Below are 14,054 nucleotides of genomic sequence, written 5' to 3' on the forward strand. Positions count from 1 at the left end.
CACGATGAAGGACAACCTCACCCGGAGCCTCACGCGGGCCCAGCGGTCGTTCACCGCCTTCACCACCGGCCAGAAGGTCGTCGCGGTGCTGGGCACGGGCGCGCTGCTGCTCGCCGCGTTCATGGTCTTCAGCTGGGCCAGCAAGCCCGCCATGACCCCGCTCTTCTCCAACATGTCGGCCGAGGACACCGCGGCCGTGGTGGAGGAGCTCACCGCCCAGGGCGTGCCCTACGAGATCGCCGGCGGCGGCACCACGGTCATGGTCCCCCAGGACACCGTCTACGAGACCCGCATCGCGCTCTCCGGCGAGGGCCTGCCGGCCAGCAGCGGCCAGGGCGGCTACTCGATCCTCGACGGCCAGGACCTGTCGACCTCGGAGTTCCAGGAACAGACCGACTTCAAGCGGGCCATGGAGGGCGAGCTCTCCCGCACCATCGAGGGCATCGACGGCGTCGGCACGGCCGTCGTGCACCTCGCGCTGCCGCAGAAGGAGGTCTTCGCCGACGAGCAGGAACCCGCGACCGCCTCGGTGCTCGTCAGCACGAGCCCCGGCGCCGCGCTCTCCCCCGAGCAGGTGCAGTCGGTCGTGCACCTCGTCGCCTCGAGCATCGACGGCCTCGACCCCGACCGGGTGACGGTGGCCGACGGCGCGGGCACCCTGCTCACCCCGCCCGCGGACTCCGCGATGGGCGCGGCCTCGACACGGGCGCAGCAGGTCAGCGAGGTCCAGGACGAGATGACCCGCCGGATCCAGGCGACCCTCGACCGGATCGCCGGCCCGGGCAACGCCACCGTGCAGGTGACCGCCGACCTCAACTTCGACCAGACCGTCACCGAGTCGACCCGCTACGAGCCCGACCCCGACAACCCGCCGTTGTCCTCCAGCGAGCAGACCGAGACCTACGAGGGCGCCGGCGGCGGCCTCGGCACGGTCGGCGGCGTCGTCGGCCCCGACGGGCAGATGGAGGGCACCGACGGCACCGTCGACGGGGCGTCGTCCTACGAGAAGTCGACCCGCACCCAGGACAACGCGATCGACACGATCACGGAGGTCCGCGAGTCCGCCCCCGGCGAGATCGACAAGCTGGGCATCGGCGTCGTGATCGACTCCGGCAACGCTGCGGCGATCGACCCCAACCAGGTGCAGCAGCTCGTGGCCGCCACCGTCGGTGTCGACCCCCGGCGCGGCGACACCATCAGCGTGTCGTCGATGCCCTTCGACCGCTCCGCGGAGGAGGCGGCCGCCGCCGAGATCGCCGCGGCCGAGGCCGCCGACGCGAAGAGCGCCCAGATGACGCTCTTCCGCAACGCCGGGCTGGGCCTGCTCATCGCCCTCCTGGTCGTGGTGGCCTGGCTCAAGAGCCGCAAGAAGGGCAAGCAGCGCGCCGAGGCCACGACGTACGTCGTGGAGCAGCTCCGCGCCGACGCCGCCGCCCGTGCTGCGGCCGCCCAGCAGGCCGCGCTCGAGGCGCAGACGCCGGCGATGGCCGCGCTCGCGCAGTCCGAGAACGCCCTGACCGACGACCTGCGCGACGAGCTCGCCTCGCTCGTCGAGCGTCAGCCCGAGGACGTCGCCGCGCTGCTGCGCGGCTGGCTGGTGGAGAAGCCCTGATGACGACGACGACCCTCGCCGGGATCGGCGTGCGCAAGGCCGCGATCCTCATCATCCAGATGGGGCGCGAGAAGGCCGCCAAGGTGATGGCCCACCTCGCCGAGACCGAGGTCGAGGCGATCTCGGCCGAGATCGCCCGGCTCGAGCAGATCGGCGCCGCGGAGACCGAGTCGGTGCTCACCGAGTTCCGCGACATGGTCACCGCGCGCACCCACATCTCCCAGGGCGGGCTCGCCTTCGCCCAGTCGGTGCTCGAGCAGAGCCTCGGCAGCGAGCGCGCGGCGGAGATCATCGAGCGGCTCAACGCCGCCGCGGTGAAGATGCCGTTCCAGTTCCTGCACCGCGCCGACCCCGCGCAGCTGCGCTCCTTCATCGTCGACGAGCACCCGCAGGTGATCGCGCTGGTGCTGGCCCACATGACCGCCGACAAGGCCGCGCTGCTGCTCTCCGGCCTGGCGCCGGCCCAGCAGGCACAGGTCGCGCACCGGATCGCGGTCATGGACCGCACCTCCCCCGAGACCGTCCGCGCCGTCGAGGCCACGCTGGAGCGGAAGCTCAGCTCGATGCTGCAGCCGCAGGAGATGTCGCGGGTCGGCGGCCTCGACCCCCTGGTCAACATCATCAACCGGGCCGACCGCTCGACCGAGCGGCAGATCGTCGAGGGCCTCGAGGCACTCGACTCCCAGCTCGCCGACGAGGTCCGCAGCCGGATGTTCATGTTCGAGGACATCGTCAACCTCGACGACCGCTCGGTGCAGCAGGTGCTGCGCCAGGTCGACGGGCCCAGCCTGGCCCTCGCGCTCAAGGGCGTCGCGGACCACGTGCGGGCCAAGATCACCAGCAACCTGTCCGAGCGCGCGGCCCAGAACCTGCTGGAGGAGGTCGAGATGCTCGGCGCGGTCCGCCTCGCCCAGGTCGAGGAGGCCCAGCAGGCCGTCATCCGCGCCATCCGCCAGCTCGAGGAGCAGGGCCAGATCATGGTCCGCAGAGGAGGCGAGGATGACTTCGTCGTCTGAGCGCGTCACCCCCCACACCTTCCGCACCCTGCCGACGCCCGAGCTCCGCACCGGCGACTGGACGCGGCTGGGCGACGACACCGTCCTCGGCGACGCCGTCACCGAGCGGGCGCTGGCCGGCCTCGCCGAGAGCACCCGCTCGGCCGCCCGCGCGCAGGGCTACTCCGTCGGCTGGGCCGAGGGCCGCCGCGAGGCCGCGGAGGCCGCCGCCGCGCAGGCCGCCGAGGACGCCGCCGTCGCGCAGGCCGAGGAGGCCCGGCGCGAGGCCGAGCACCGCTCGCGCCTCGCCGCGCTCGACCAGGCCGCGGCCCGGCTGGCCGCCGCCGTCGCCACCACCTGCGCGGCCGTCGAGTCGCAGGCCAGCGAGCTGGCCTGGAGCCTCACCCGCGACCTGGTGGGCCACGAGCTGCGCTGCGCCGGCGAGGAGGCCGGCCCCGACGTCGTACGCCGGGTGCTCGCGGTCCTGCCCCCCGAGGCGGCCGTGGTGCGCCTGCACCCCGCCGAGGTGGACGAGCAGGTCGTGGCGGCGCTCGCGCCGCACGGCGTGCGCGCCGTCGGCGACCCCGCCCTCGCCCCCGGCGACGCCGTGGTGGAGGCGAGCGACCAGGTCGTCGACCTGCGCTTCTCGGCCGCGCTGGAGCGCCTGGCCCTCGTGCTCGCCCCGGGGGCCCGCGCGTGAGCACCCTGTCCCCCGCGCTGGTCGCGCGCGCCCGCACGGCCGCCCGCCCGCTGGTGCTCGGCCGCGTCTCCGAGCTGGTCGGCCTGCACCTGGTCGTGACCGGCCTGCCGGCCGCCGTCGGCGACCTGGTGCGCATCGAGCCCGCCGGTCCCACCGCGTCGGGCAGCGGCGCGCCCGTGCTCGCCGAGGTCGCCGCGAGCCGCACCGACGGCCTGGTGTGCCTGCCGCTCGGCCCCACCACCGGCCTGCAGGTCGGCGCCCACGTCCACCACACCGGCGGGCCGCTGCGCGTGCGCGTCGGCGACGAGCTGCGCGGCCGCGTGCTCGACGGCCTCGGCCGCCCGGTCGACGGCGGCCCGTCGCTCGACCACCTGCGCTCGGTCGTCGTCGAGCACCGTGCCCCCGACGCCCTCTCCCGCCCCCGCATCGACACCCAGCTCGGCCTCGGGGTGCGCGCCATGGACGCGCTGACCCCCTGCGGCCGCGGCCAGCGGATCGGCATCATGGCCGGCTCCGGCGTCGGCAAGTCGAGCCTGCTGTCCATGATCGCCCGCGGCTCCGACGCCGAGGTCGCCGTCATCGCCCTGGTCGGCGAGCGCGGCCGCGAGGTGCGCGAGTTCATCGAGAACGACCTCGGCCCCGAGGGCCTGGCGCGCTCGGTCGTGGTGGTGGCCACCTCCGACGCGCCCCCGGTCGAGCGGCTGCGCGCCGCCTTCGTGGCCACCCGCATCGCGGAGTCCTTCCGCGACGACGGCCGCCACGTCGTGCTCATGATGGACAGCCTCACCCGCGTCGCCATGGCGCAGCGCGAGATCGGCCTGTCGGCCGGCGAGCCCCCGACGACCCGGGGCTACCCGCCCAGCGTCTTCGCGCTGCTGCCGCGCCTCCTCGAGCGCGCCGGCACCTCGCCGACCGGCAGCATCACGGGCCTCTACACGGTGCTCGTCGAGGGCGACGACATGCAGGACCCCGTCGGCGACACCGCCCGGTCGATCCTCGACGGCCACATCGTGCTCACCCGCCGGCTCGCCACCTCGGGCCACTTCCCCTCCATCGACGTGCTCGAGTCGATCTCGCGCGTCGTCTCGGCGGTGACCACGCCGGAGCAGCGCGAGGCCGCGACCCTGCTGCGGCGCATGCTCGCCGCCCACCGCGACGTGCGCGAGCTCGTCGAGATCGGTGCCTACGTGCGCGGCACCGACCCGGTGGCCGACGCGGCGCTGGAGCGGATGCCCCGCATCGACGCCTTCCTGCGGCAGTCGATGGACGACAGCACCCCCACCGCTGAGACCTGGCAGCGGCTGCAGCAGCTGGTGGCGGCGTGAGCGCGACGACGCGTGGCCGCGTGCACGAGGCCGACCGCGGCATGCACGCCGTCGCGCGGGTCCGCGAGGTGCGCGAGCAGGACAGCCGCCTCGGCCTGCAGCAGGCGAGCGCCGAGCAGCGCGATCGCGAGGCGCGGCTCGCGGAGCTGCACCGCCACGTCGAGGCCTCGCCGGTCTTCGAGGCCGGCAGCGCCGCGACCTTCCTGGCGCTGCGCGCGTCGATGACCGCGCTCGGCGAGGCCGTCGGCGAGGCGCGCGAGGAGGTCGACGCCAGCCGTCGCATCACCGACGCCGCCCGCGAGCACTGGCAGCGCGACCACTCCCGGCTGCGCGCGGTCGAGACGCTGCTCGAGACCCGCGCCGCCGAGCGGGCCGCGGAGCGCGCCCGGCGCGAGGCGGCCCGCCTCGACGAGGCCGCCACCCAGCTGTGGCTGCGCCGGTCGGAGGTGGAGCAGTGAGCGTCGCCGACGTGTCCTCCCGCATCGCCGCGATCCAGTCGCAGCTGGCGATGCTGGCGCCCCGCACCACGGGGAGCGCCGCGGCCTTCGCGTCCTCGCTGCAGTCCGCCGGCGCGACCGCGACCGCGACGGCGTCCGCCGCCCCGTCGAGCGGGAGCAGCGCCCAGGCCGCCTCGGTCGTCGCCGAGGCGAAGAAGTACGTCGGCATGCCCTACGTCTGGGGCGGCTCCTCGCCGGCCGACGGTGGCATGGACTGCTCGGGCCTCGTGCAGTACGTCTACGGCAAGCACGGCATCGACCTCCCGCGCGTCTCGGCCGACCAGGCCCGCACCGGCTCCCCCGTCGCGTCGCTGGCCGAGGCCCGCCCCGGCGACCTGATCGCCTGGGACAACTCCGGGCGCAACGTCGGGGCCGACCACATCGCGATCTACCTCGGCGACGGCAAGATGCTCGAGGCCCCGCGCACGGGTCTCGACATCCGGATCACCACCATCGACGCCGCCGGCCACGGCGCTCCCGACTACATCCGCCGGGTGCTGCCCGAGGGCGCGGGCGGGACCGGCGGGGCCTCGGGCGCCGCCGCGGTCTCCGGTCGCCAGGTCGCCGGCGCGACGCCCTTCGCCGACCTCTTCAACCGCGCCGCCGCCAAGCACGGCGTCGAGGCGCCGCTGCTCGCCGCCGTGGCGCGGCAGGAGTCCGGCTTCGACCCGCGCGCGGTCAGCCACGCCGGGGCCCAGGGCCTCATGCAGCTCATGCCCGCGACCGCCCGCGGTCTCGGCGTCACCGACTCCTTCGACCCCGTGCAGGCCGTCGACGGCGCCGCGCGCCTGCTGCGCGACCTGCACGACCGCTTCGGCAGCACCCCGCTCGCCCTGGCCGCCTACAACGCCGGGCCGGGCGCCGTCCTGCGCTACGACGGCATCCCGCCCTACCCCGAGACGCAGCAGTACGTCCGCTCCGTCATGTCGATGCTCGGAGGCGCAGCGTGACCACCCTCCCCCTCGCCCCCTCGATGGCCGCCCCGCTCCTCGCGGGCACCGCCCTCGTCGGCGCCCCCACCGGCACCGGGCCCGCTCCGGTGACGACCGGCGAGCTCTTCGCCGCCCTCGTCGCCGGCGCCCTCCCCGGCGCCGAGGGGTCGCCGCAGGCCGTCCCCGGCGCCGAGGGGTCGTGCCCGCGGGTCGAGCAGCCGGCGGGGCCGGGTGTCCAGCCGGCCACCGCGCCGGTCGCACCGCTGCTCGACGGCACCTCCGACGAGCACGCGGCCTCGCCGACCTCCTCGGAGCAGCCGGAGCCGACCGCCCCCGCCCTCGAGACCCCGGGGTGGTCGGTCGCCAGCCCGACCCCGGTGGACCCGACCACCGCGCCGACCGGCACCGCGACGCCGGCCGTCCGGACCGGGACCGGCCCCGTCGCGGCGACCGCCGCGGTCGACACCACCGCGACCACCGCGACCACCACGACCACCTCGACCACCGCCCCGGCCGAGCCCGTCCTGCCCACCGGCCGGCCGGCGTACCTCGACGCAGCCCCCGCCACCCCCGCCACCCCGGCGGCCCCCGCCACCACCGCCACCCCTGCCACCACCGCCACCCCTGCCACCACCGCCGCTCCTGCCACCACCGCCGCTCCTGCCACCACCGCTGCTCCTGCCACCACCGCTGCTCCCGCAGCGTCATACGGAACGCACGCAGCTGCGTCTGCACCGCATGACGCAACCGCGACGACCGCCCGCCCCACCGCGGGAGCGTCATCCGCACCGCACGCAACTGCGTCCGCACCGCATGACGCAGCTGCGGCGACCCCCACCGTGGCCGCGACCCCGTCGGCCCCCGTCACCCCCGCCACCCCCGCCACCGCGTCCCAGCAGTACGCCGCCACGCCGGTGCCCCAGGACACCACCGGCGCCGCGCCGAGCACCCCCGCACCGAGCACCCCCGCGCCGAGCACCCCCGCACCGACCACCCCCGCGAACCCTGCTGCCACGAACGGTCAGGTCCGGGGGACCGCGGCCGATCAGGTGCCGGGGACCACCGTGGTCCACCCGGCGTCCGAGCGCGCCGCCACCCAGGACAGCACCACGGGCGAGGCCGCGGCACCGGCGCCCGCCACCTCGGCGAGCACCGCCGCGCAGCCGAGCACGCCGACGTCGACCGCACCCACCGCCCTCGCCGCACCGGTGGCCCCGACCGCGCCGGCCGCACCCGCGGCAGCCACCGCACCGGCGACGGCACCGCCCGTGGCCGAGCAGGTGCTGCCGGAGATCGTGCGGCTCGTCAACGCCACCAGCACCGCGACGACCCGACGCGTCACCCTGCAGCTCGCGCCCGAGGCGCTCGGCGACGTCCGCGTCGTGCTGAGCGTCCGCGACGGCGCGGTGCGGGTGAGCCTCGCCGCCGGGCAGGAGGCCCAGCGCGCCCTGCTCGAGGGCACCCCCGAGCTGCGCCGACTGCTCGAGTCCACGGGGGTCCCCGACCCCCGCATCGTGGTCCGCGACCTCGCCTCGGCGAGCGCGACCACCCCCACGACCACCTCGACCACCCCCGCGGGGACCACCGGCCAGCCCGGTGCCCACGCCGACCTGACCGGCCACAGCAGTGGCCAGGAGCAGGCCGGCACCGCGGGCGGACGAGGGGACCAGCACGCAGGGACGCGTGGTGGCAGCACCGCCAGGGACGGCGACCAGGACGTGACCCCCACCGGGGTGCGTCCGACCGGAACGGCCACGCGAGCCCACCAGGGCCTCGACGTGACCGTGTGAAGGAGGAGTGGTGTCGATCCCGGCAACCGAGGCGGTCACGAGGACCGGTGGGCTCTACGGAGCCACCGGACCGACGGGGACCGAGCCGGCCAACCAGGCCGACAAGGAGATGTTCCTGCAGCTCCTGGTCGCGCAGATGCGCTACCAGGACCCGATGAACCCGACGGACTCCAGCCAGTTCCTGGCGCAGTCCGCCCAGTTCACGGCGCTGGAGAAGATGCAGGACGTCGCCGACCAGACCGCGCAGCTGCTGTCGGCCCAGGTGGCCTTCGGCGCGAGCGGCCTGGTGGGTCGTGACGTCACCTACACGGCCGCCGACGGCAGCACCGTCGCCGGCACCGTGGCCGGGGTGACCTTCGGCGCCGAGGGCCCGACCCTCGACGTCGGCGGGACGAGCGTGGCGCTCGCGAGCGTCCAGTCCGTCACCGCGGGATCGACCACTCCGCCCTCCGGCACCTCCGGCACCTCCGGCACCGCACCCTCGTCCAGCTCGTCCACCACGTCCCCGACGGCCTGAGCCGTCCTCCGAGAGGAACTCCCGTGCTCCGTTCGCTCTTCGCCGGCATCTCCGGCCTCCGCGTCAACCAGACCATGCTCGACGTGACCGGCAACAACATCGCCAACGCCAACACGACCGGCTTCAAGGCCTCCAGCACCGTCTTCCAGGACACGCTGAGCCAGATGCTCACCGCGCCCTCGGCCGCCAACGACGCCCGCGGCGGCACCAACCCGGTGCAGGTCGGCCTCGGTGTGCAGGTCGGCGCCATCGCGACCAACCTCGGTCAGGGCTCCGCCCAGACCACCGGCCGCGCGACCGACCTGATGATCCAGGGCGACGGCCTCTTCGTGGTCCGCAAGGGCCAGGAGCAGCTCTACACCCGCGCCGGCGCCTTCACCTTCGACGAGACCGGTGCCCTGGTGACCCCCAGCGGCAGCCGCGTGCAGGGCTACGCACTCGACGCCGACGGCGCCGTGAGCGGCGACCTCATCGACATCACCCTCGACACCTCGGCGCTCGAGCCGCCGGTCGAGGACGGCGTCCAGCTCACGTCGTACAACGTCGGCTCCGACGGCACCCTGCGGGGCATCTTCTCCGACGGCATCCAGCGCGACATGGCGAAGCTGGCCCTGGCCGACTTCAACAACCCCAACGGCCTGGAGAAGGTCGGCGAGACCTCCTTCCGCGCCTCCGCCAACTCCGGCGCCGTGCAGCTCGGCGTGGCCGGCGAGGGTCGCCGCGGCACCCTCATCGCCGGTGCGCTCGAGATGAGCAACGTGGACCTCGCCGCCGAGTTCACCAACCTGATCCTCGCGCAGCGCGGCTTCCAGGCGAGCTCGCGCGTCATCACCACCTCGGACTCCGTGCTCGAGGAGCTCGTCAACATCAAGCGCTGACCCCGCCCGCGCCGGGCCCGTCGCCGCCACCGTGGCGGCGGGCCCGTGCCCGGTGCGGAACCCCCAGAAGACCTCAAGTCCGCGGTCGCCAGGCCGAAGGACACCCTGTCAGGGCCACGGACGGCCCGATACGACGCACAAGGACGGTGCTGCATGATCACGCTCACGCGCCTCTCGGGCTCGGTGTTCGCGCTGAACTCCGACCTGATCGAGCGCATCGACGCCACCCCCGACACGGTCATCTCGCTGGTCGACGGCAAGAAGTACGTCGTGGCCGAGGGCCTCGAGGACGTCGTCGAGCTGATCCGCCGGCACCGCGGCGAGATCGTCGCCCGCAGCGCCTACGTGCCCGTCGGCGTCACCGCCGACGACGAGCCGGCGCCGCCCCGCCTGGCCAGCGTCGCCGCGCTGCGGCCGGCCGACGCCCGCTCCTGCCGCGGGGAGGCGTGATGGACCCGGCACCCGCGATCGGGATCGTCCTGGGCTTCGTCGTCATCATCACGGCGAACGTCCTCGAGGGCGGCAACCCGGCCAACATGATCCTGCTGCCGCCGATGCTGCTGGTCTTCGGCACCACCTTCTTCATCACCATGGCCGGCGGCACGGTCGCGGACATGAAGGCCGCCATGGCCGGGGCGAAGAAGGCCTTCACCGGGGGCGTGCCCAAGGGCGACGCGATCGTCGACAACGTTGTGACCCTGGCCGACAAGGCCCGCCGCGAGGGCCTGCTGGCCCTGGAGGACTCGCTCAAGAACGTCGACGACCCCTTCCTGGTCAAGGGCGTCACCCTCGCGATCGACGGCACCGACCCCGAGGAGGTCCGCGACATCCTCGAGGCCGAGGTGCAGGCGAAGAAGTCGGCCGACAAGCAGGCCGCGAAGTTCTTCAGCGACGCCGGCGCCTACGCCCCGACCGTCGGCATCATCGGCACCGTCATGGGCCTGGTGCACGTGCTGGAGAACCTCGCCCAGCCCGAGGAGCTCGGCCACCTCATCGCCGCCGCCTTCCTCGCCACCCTGTGGGGCGTCGCCTCGGCCAACGTCATCTTCCTGCCGCTCGGCAACCGCCTGAAGCGGCTCAGCGAGCTCGAGGTCAACCAGATGGAGGTGACGATCGAGGGCGTCGCCGCCATCCAGGCCGGCTCCAACCCGCGCGTGATCGCCGCCAAGCTCAAGTCGCTGCTCCCCGCGGGCTCCGTCGCCGAGGAAGCGGCCTGACGTGTCCGGGCACGGCGGGGGCGGTCGCCGCCCCAAGAAGCACGACGAGGAGGAGCACGAGAACCACGAGCGGTGGCTCGTGACCTACGCCGACATGGTCACGCTGCTCATGGTGCTCTTCATCGTGATGTTCGCGATGAGCTCGGTGGACCAGAAGAAGTTCAACGAGCTCAAGTCGGGCCTCGCCGCCGGCTTCGGCGACAGCACCTCGGTGCTCGTCGGGTCGGAGTCGATCCTCGACCAGCCGGGCAGCGCCGGCATCGAGTCCTTCACCCCGTCGACCACCACCGGCATGAGCCCGCGGGAGTCGCAGCTGGTCGACGAGGCCGTCAACACCGCCGCCGCGCAGGCCGCCCAACGGCAGTACGCCGAGGCGGCCGCCGAGGCGGGCCGGCTCGAGGAGGTCGCGGAGCGCGTGGGCAAGGCCTTGCGCGAGCACGGCCTGGGCGACGACGTGCAGGCCACGATCGACGAGCGCGGCCTCGTGCTCAGCCTCGTGAGCAAGCACGTGGTGTTCGAGCCCAACCTGGCGAGCCTCAGCCCGCGCGGCCGCGAGGTCGTCGACACCCTCGCCCCGGTGCTGCGCGACCTGCCCGACCCGCTCCAGGTCGACGGCCACACCAACCAGGTCAAGGTGAAGCCGAAGTACTACCCCACCGACTGGGAGCTCTCCGCCGCCCGCGCCGTCACCGTGCTGCGCCACCTCACCGAGCAGTGGGACCTGCCGCCCGCGCGACTGCGCGCCTCGGCCTACGGCGCGGAGAAGCCCCTCGTCGACCCCCGCGAGCCCGGCTCACAGGCCGTCAACAAGCGCGTCGACATCGTCGTGCTCTCCGACGTGCCCCCCGAGGTCCGCGCCCTGCTCGACGACGTGGTGCGCGACCGGGTCACCCGCGCCGCGACCCGCCCCGCGCCGGGCACCGAGGAGGCCGCGGAGCGGGCCGCCCAGACCACCGACACCGAGACCACCGAGACCACCGAGACCGCCGACGCGGCCGAGCACGCCGAAGGAGCCCACTGATGACCATCACCGCCATGCCCGGCGCCCCCGCCGGCGACGCCGCGCCGGAGGAGAAGAAGGGCGGCAAGAAGAAGCTGGTCATCGTCGTCGTGCTGCTGGCCGTGCTCGGCGGCGCGGGCTACTGGTTCTTCCTCAAGCCCTCCGGTCCCCCGCCGCCGCCGGAGCCCGGAGAGGTCACCGCCCTCGAGCCGATCCAGGTCAACCTGGCCGGCGGCCACTTCCTGCGCATCGGCATCGCGCTGCAGGCGACGACGACCGTGGCCCACGACGTCGAGGGCAGCAAGGCGCTGGACGCGGTCATCCACGTCTACAGCGGCAAGAAGCTCGAGGAGGTCATGGCCCCCAAGGAGCGCGAGCACCTCAAGGAGGAGCTGAAGAAGGAGGTCGACCACCTCTACCACGGCGACGTGATGGACGTGTACCTGACCGAGTACGTCGCACAGTGAGCCCGGGGAGCGCCCGCTCCCCGGCACCTCTCCCACACACCTGGCCCCCTGACCGATCGGCCGGCGCGCCGGGACCTCCGTCCCGACTCCGCCGACCGCCGGCGTTCCCGCTCAGGTGCCCCCACCGGGGGCCGATACGTGCCCTCGTGACGACGATGGCGACCCCGGCGGCCGTGCCTGCACGCGCCGACGCGTCCCGTCGCACCGGCGCGCCGGTCGGCTACGACTTCCGCCGACCCATCCAGCTCTCGCGCGAGCACTCGCGCATCCTGCAGCTGTCCTTCGACGGCTTCGCGCGGCAGGCCACGCAGGTCTTCACCTCGGCGCTGCGCACCGTCTGCTCGGTGTCGATGGCCAGCATCGACCAGCTGACCTACAGCGAGTACGTCGACTCGCTCGACGCCACGACGTACATGACCCTGTGCACCGTCGACCCGATGCCGGGCCGCGGGGTGCTGGAGGTGCCGCTGCCCGCGGTCATGTCGTGCGTCGACCACATGCTCGGCGGCCCCGGCTCCGACACCCAGCCGCTGCGGCCGCTGACCGAGATCGAGACCGGCGTCATCAGCGGCGTGATCGCCCGCCTCTTCTCCGAGATGCGCTACTCCCTCGCCGGCCTGGTGCCGATCGAGCCCGAGATCGTGGGCACGGAGTACAGCCCGCAGTTCGCGCAGGCGGCCGGCGCGGCCGACGTCATGGTCGTCGTCTCGCTCGAGCTGCGCATCGGCCAGCGCGCCCACCGGCTCACCGTGTGCCTGCCCTTCAGCGGCCTGCACCCCCACCTGACCGCGGCGGCCGCGCCGGCGCCGGTCTCCGAGCGGGAGCGGGCCCAGCGCGACCGGGCCGCCGCCCTGCTCCGCGAGCGGTTCACCACCGTCCCGGTGGACGTGACGGTGCGGCTGCGGCCGACGCCGGTCGCGCCCGAGGTGCTCGCCGCCCTCGTCCCGGGCGGCGTGGTCCGCCTGGGCCACCCCGCCTCCGCCCCGCTCGACGTCGTCGTCGACGGCACCACCTTCGCCCACGCGTCCGCCGGCGCGCGGGGCCCCCGCCTGGCCGCCCTCATCGTGGGCGAACCCGAGGAGACCGCATGAGCGACGCCACCGACCCGACCGCAGGGCCGGGCCTCGACCCCGCCCTCGCCCTGGCGACCGAGGCGGCCACCGCCGCCGCGGCGGTGCTCCCGGCCGCCGAGCCGCTCGCCGCCGTCGGCGCGCAGCCCGGCACCGAGCACGTCACCGCCGCCTTCGCCGGCGCGGCCATCGCCACCGTCGAGGGCACCCTGTCCGGCGGGGCCGGGCGGGTCGCCGTGCTCGTGGGCGCCGACCTGGTCGAGGCGCTGGCCTCCAGCCCGCTCGGCGGCCTCGACCTCGCCGCCGCGACGCAGCCCGCCCTGGACGCTGCCGCGGCGGCGCTCGGCGGCAGCGCGACCGCCGCCCAGCAGGTCGACCTCAGCCTCGTCCTCGCCGACCTCGGCGCCCCCTTCACCGCCGTGCCGCTGGTCGGCTCCGGCATCGCCGCCGCGCTCCTGGTCACCGACACCCTGCTGCCGGGCGCGCCTGCGGCCGACGTGCCGGTGGTCGCCGCGGGGGTCCCCGTGGTCGACGCCACCGGCGCCGAGGTCGCCGCGGGTCGGCCCGTGGTCGACGCCACCGCCGCCCAGGTCGCGGCGGGCCAGCCCGTGGTCGACGCCGCCGCCCCGGTGACGGCCGGGCAGCCGGTCGCGCCTGCCGCGGCGTACGCCCCGCCCGTCGCCCAGCCCGCCGCCCAGCCCGTCGCGCCTCAGCCCGCGATGGCCGGTGTCGGCGGCTACGCCGGCAACGCCCCCGTCCAGGCCGTGCACCACGCGCCGGGCTCCGGCGGCGGCCTGGTGCCGCGCCGCGGCATCGAGATGCTGCACGGCGTCGACATGGAGGTCACCGTCGAGCTCGGCCGGACCCGGATGACCGTGCGCGACCTGCTCGCGCTCGCCCCGGGTGCCGTGCTCGAGCTCGACCGGGCCGCGGGCTCGCCCGCCGACCTCCTGGTCAACGGTCGCCTGATCGCCCGCGGCGAGGTCGTCGTGGTCGACGAGGACTTCGGCTTGCGGATCACCGAGATCCTCGACGACAGCGTCGGCGGCTGACC

15 protein-coding genes are annotated in these 14,054 nt (G+C 74.9%); all 15 read left to right on the forward strand.

What is annotated here, in order from left to right:
- The first annotated feature begins 4 nt into the window (after positions 1–4).
- The 15 genes from fliF to fliN all read left to right on the forward strand — a co-directional run bounded on the left by fliF (position 5) and on the right by fliN (position 14,052).
- Positions 5–1,612 carry a flagellar basal-body MS-ring/collar protein FliF gene (gene fliF / locus BJ989_RS16810; RefSeq protein ID WP_179519184.1) on the forward strand — a complete coding sequence of 536 codons (1,608 nt, stop codon included), beginning with the start codon at positions 5–7 and terminating at the stop codon, positions 1,610–1,612.
- Entirely contained in the window at positions 1,612–2,628 is a 1,017-nt protein-coding gene (gene fliG, locus BJ989_RS16815) for a flagellar motor switch protein FliG (RefSeq protein WP_179519185.1), read from the forward strand. Before fliF ends, fliG begins: the two co-directional genes overlap by 1 nt.
- Positions 2,612–3,307 carry a FliH/SctL family protein gene (locus BJ989_RS16820; protein WP_179519186.1) on the forward strand — a complete coding sequence of 232 codons (696 nt, stop codon included), beginning with the start codon at positions 2,612–2,614 and terminating at the stop codon, positions 3,305–3,307. Before fliG ends, BJ989_RS16820 begins: the two co-directional genes overlap by 17 nt.
- Positions 3,304–4,632 carry a FliI/YscN family ATPase gene (locus tag BJ989_RS16825; protein WP_179519187.1) on the forward strand — a complete coding sequence of 443 codons (1,329 nt, stop codon included), beginning with the start codon at positions 3,304–3,306 and terminating at the stop codon, positions 4,630–4,632. The genes BJ989_RS16820 and BJ989_RS16825 overlap by 4 nt, the downstream gene beginning before the upstream one ends.
- Positions 4,629–5,090 carry a flagellar export protein FliJ gene (gene fliJ, locus BJ989_RS16830; protein WP_179519188.1) on the forward strand — a complete coding sequence of 154 codons (462 nt, stop codon included), beginning with the start codon at positions 4,629–4,631 and terminating at the stop codon, positions 5,088–5,090. Before BJ989_RS16825 ends, fliJ begins: the two co-directional genes overlap by 4 nt.
- The gene (locus BJ989_RS18440) at positions 5,087–6,079 is read left to right on the forward strand and encodes a transglycosylase SLT domain-containing protein (protein ID WP_343049471.1); all 993 of its coding nucleotides are present in this window, start codon (positions 5,087–5,089) and stop codon (positions 6,077–6,079) included. Before fliJ ends, BJ989_RS18440 begins: the two co-directional genes overlap by 4 nt.
- Entirely contained in the window at positions 6,076–7,851 is a 1,776-nt protein-coding gene (locus tag BJ989_RS18445; RefSeq protein WP_179519189.1) for a flagellar hook-length control protein FliK, read from the forward strand. The genes BJ989_RS18440 and BJ989_RS18445 overlap by 4 nt, the downstream gene beginning before the upstream one ends.
- Positions 7,852–7,861: 10 nt before the next feature.
- Complete coding sequence (locus BJ989_RS18940; protein ID WP_218848856.1) at positions 7,862–8,368, forward strand: flagellar hook capping FlgD N-terminal domain-containing protein; 507 nt, start codon at positions 7,862–7,864, stop codon at positions 8,366–8,368.
- Positions 8,369–8,391: 23 nt separating this feature from the next.
- Positions 8,392–9,246, forward strand: a complete 855-nt coding sequence (locus tag BJ989_RS16850; protein ID WP_179519190.1) for a flagellar hook-basal body complex protein — start codon at positions 8,392–8,394, stop codon at positions 9,244–9,246.
- Positions 9,247–9,399: 153 nt separating this feature from the next.
- Complete coding sequence (locus BJ989_RS16855; protein WP_179519191.1) at positions 9,400–9,696, forward strand: flagellar FlbD family protein; 297 nt, start codon at positions 9,400–9,402, stop codon at positions 9,694–9,696.
- A complete protein-coding gene (locus tag BJ989_RS16860; protein WP_179519192.1) occupies positions 9,696–10,463 on the forward strand; it encodes a flagellar motor protein in 768 nt (255 codons plus the stop codon). The genes BJ989_RS16855 and BJ989_RS16860 overlap by 1 nt, the downstream gene beginning before the upstream one ends.
- Before the next feature lies 1 nt (position 10,464).
- Positions 10,465–11,484, forward strand: a complete 1,020-nt coding sequence (locus BJ989_RS16865; protein WP_179519193.1) for a flagellar motor protein MotB — start codon at positions 10,465–10,467, stop codon at positions 11,482–11,484.
- Complete coding sequence (locus tag BJ989_RS16870) at positions 11,484–11,930, forward strand: flagellar basal body-associated FliL family protein (RefSeq protein WP_218848857.1); 447 nt, start codon at positions 11,484–11,486, stop codon at positions 11,928–11,930. The genes BJ989_RS16865 and BJ989_RS16870 overlap by 1 nt, the downstream gene beginning before the upstream one ends.
- A gap of 155 nt (positions 11,931–12,085) precedes the next feature.
- On the forward strand, positions 12,086–13,021 hold the full coding sequence (locus tag BJ989_RS16875; protein ID WP_179519736.1) for a flagellar motor switch protein FliM: 936 nt from the start codon (positions 12,086–12,088) through the stop codon (positions 13,019–13,021).
- Positions 13,018–14,052, forward strand: a complete 1,035-nt coding sequence (gene fliN / locus BJ989_RS16880; protein ID WP_218848858.1) for a flagellar motor switch protein FliN — start codon at positions 13,018–13,020, stop codon at positions 14,050–14,052. The genes BJ989_RS16875 and fliN overlap by 4 nt, the downstream gene beginning before the upstream one ends.
- Positions 14,053–14,054 lie beyond the last annotated feature (2 nt).

It is taken from the genome of Nocardioides perillae (assembly GCF_013409425.1).
GTDB lineage: Bacteria > Actinomycetota > Actinomycetes > Propionibacteriales > Nocardioidaceae > Nocardioides > Nocardioides perillae.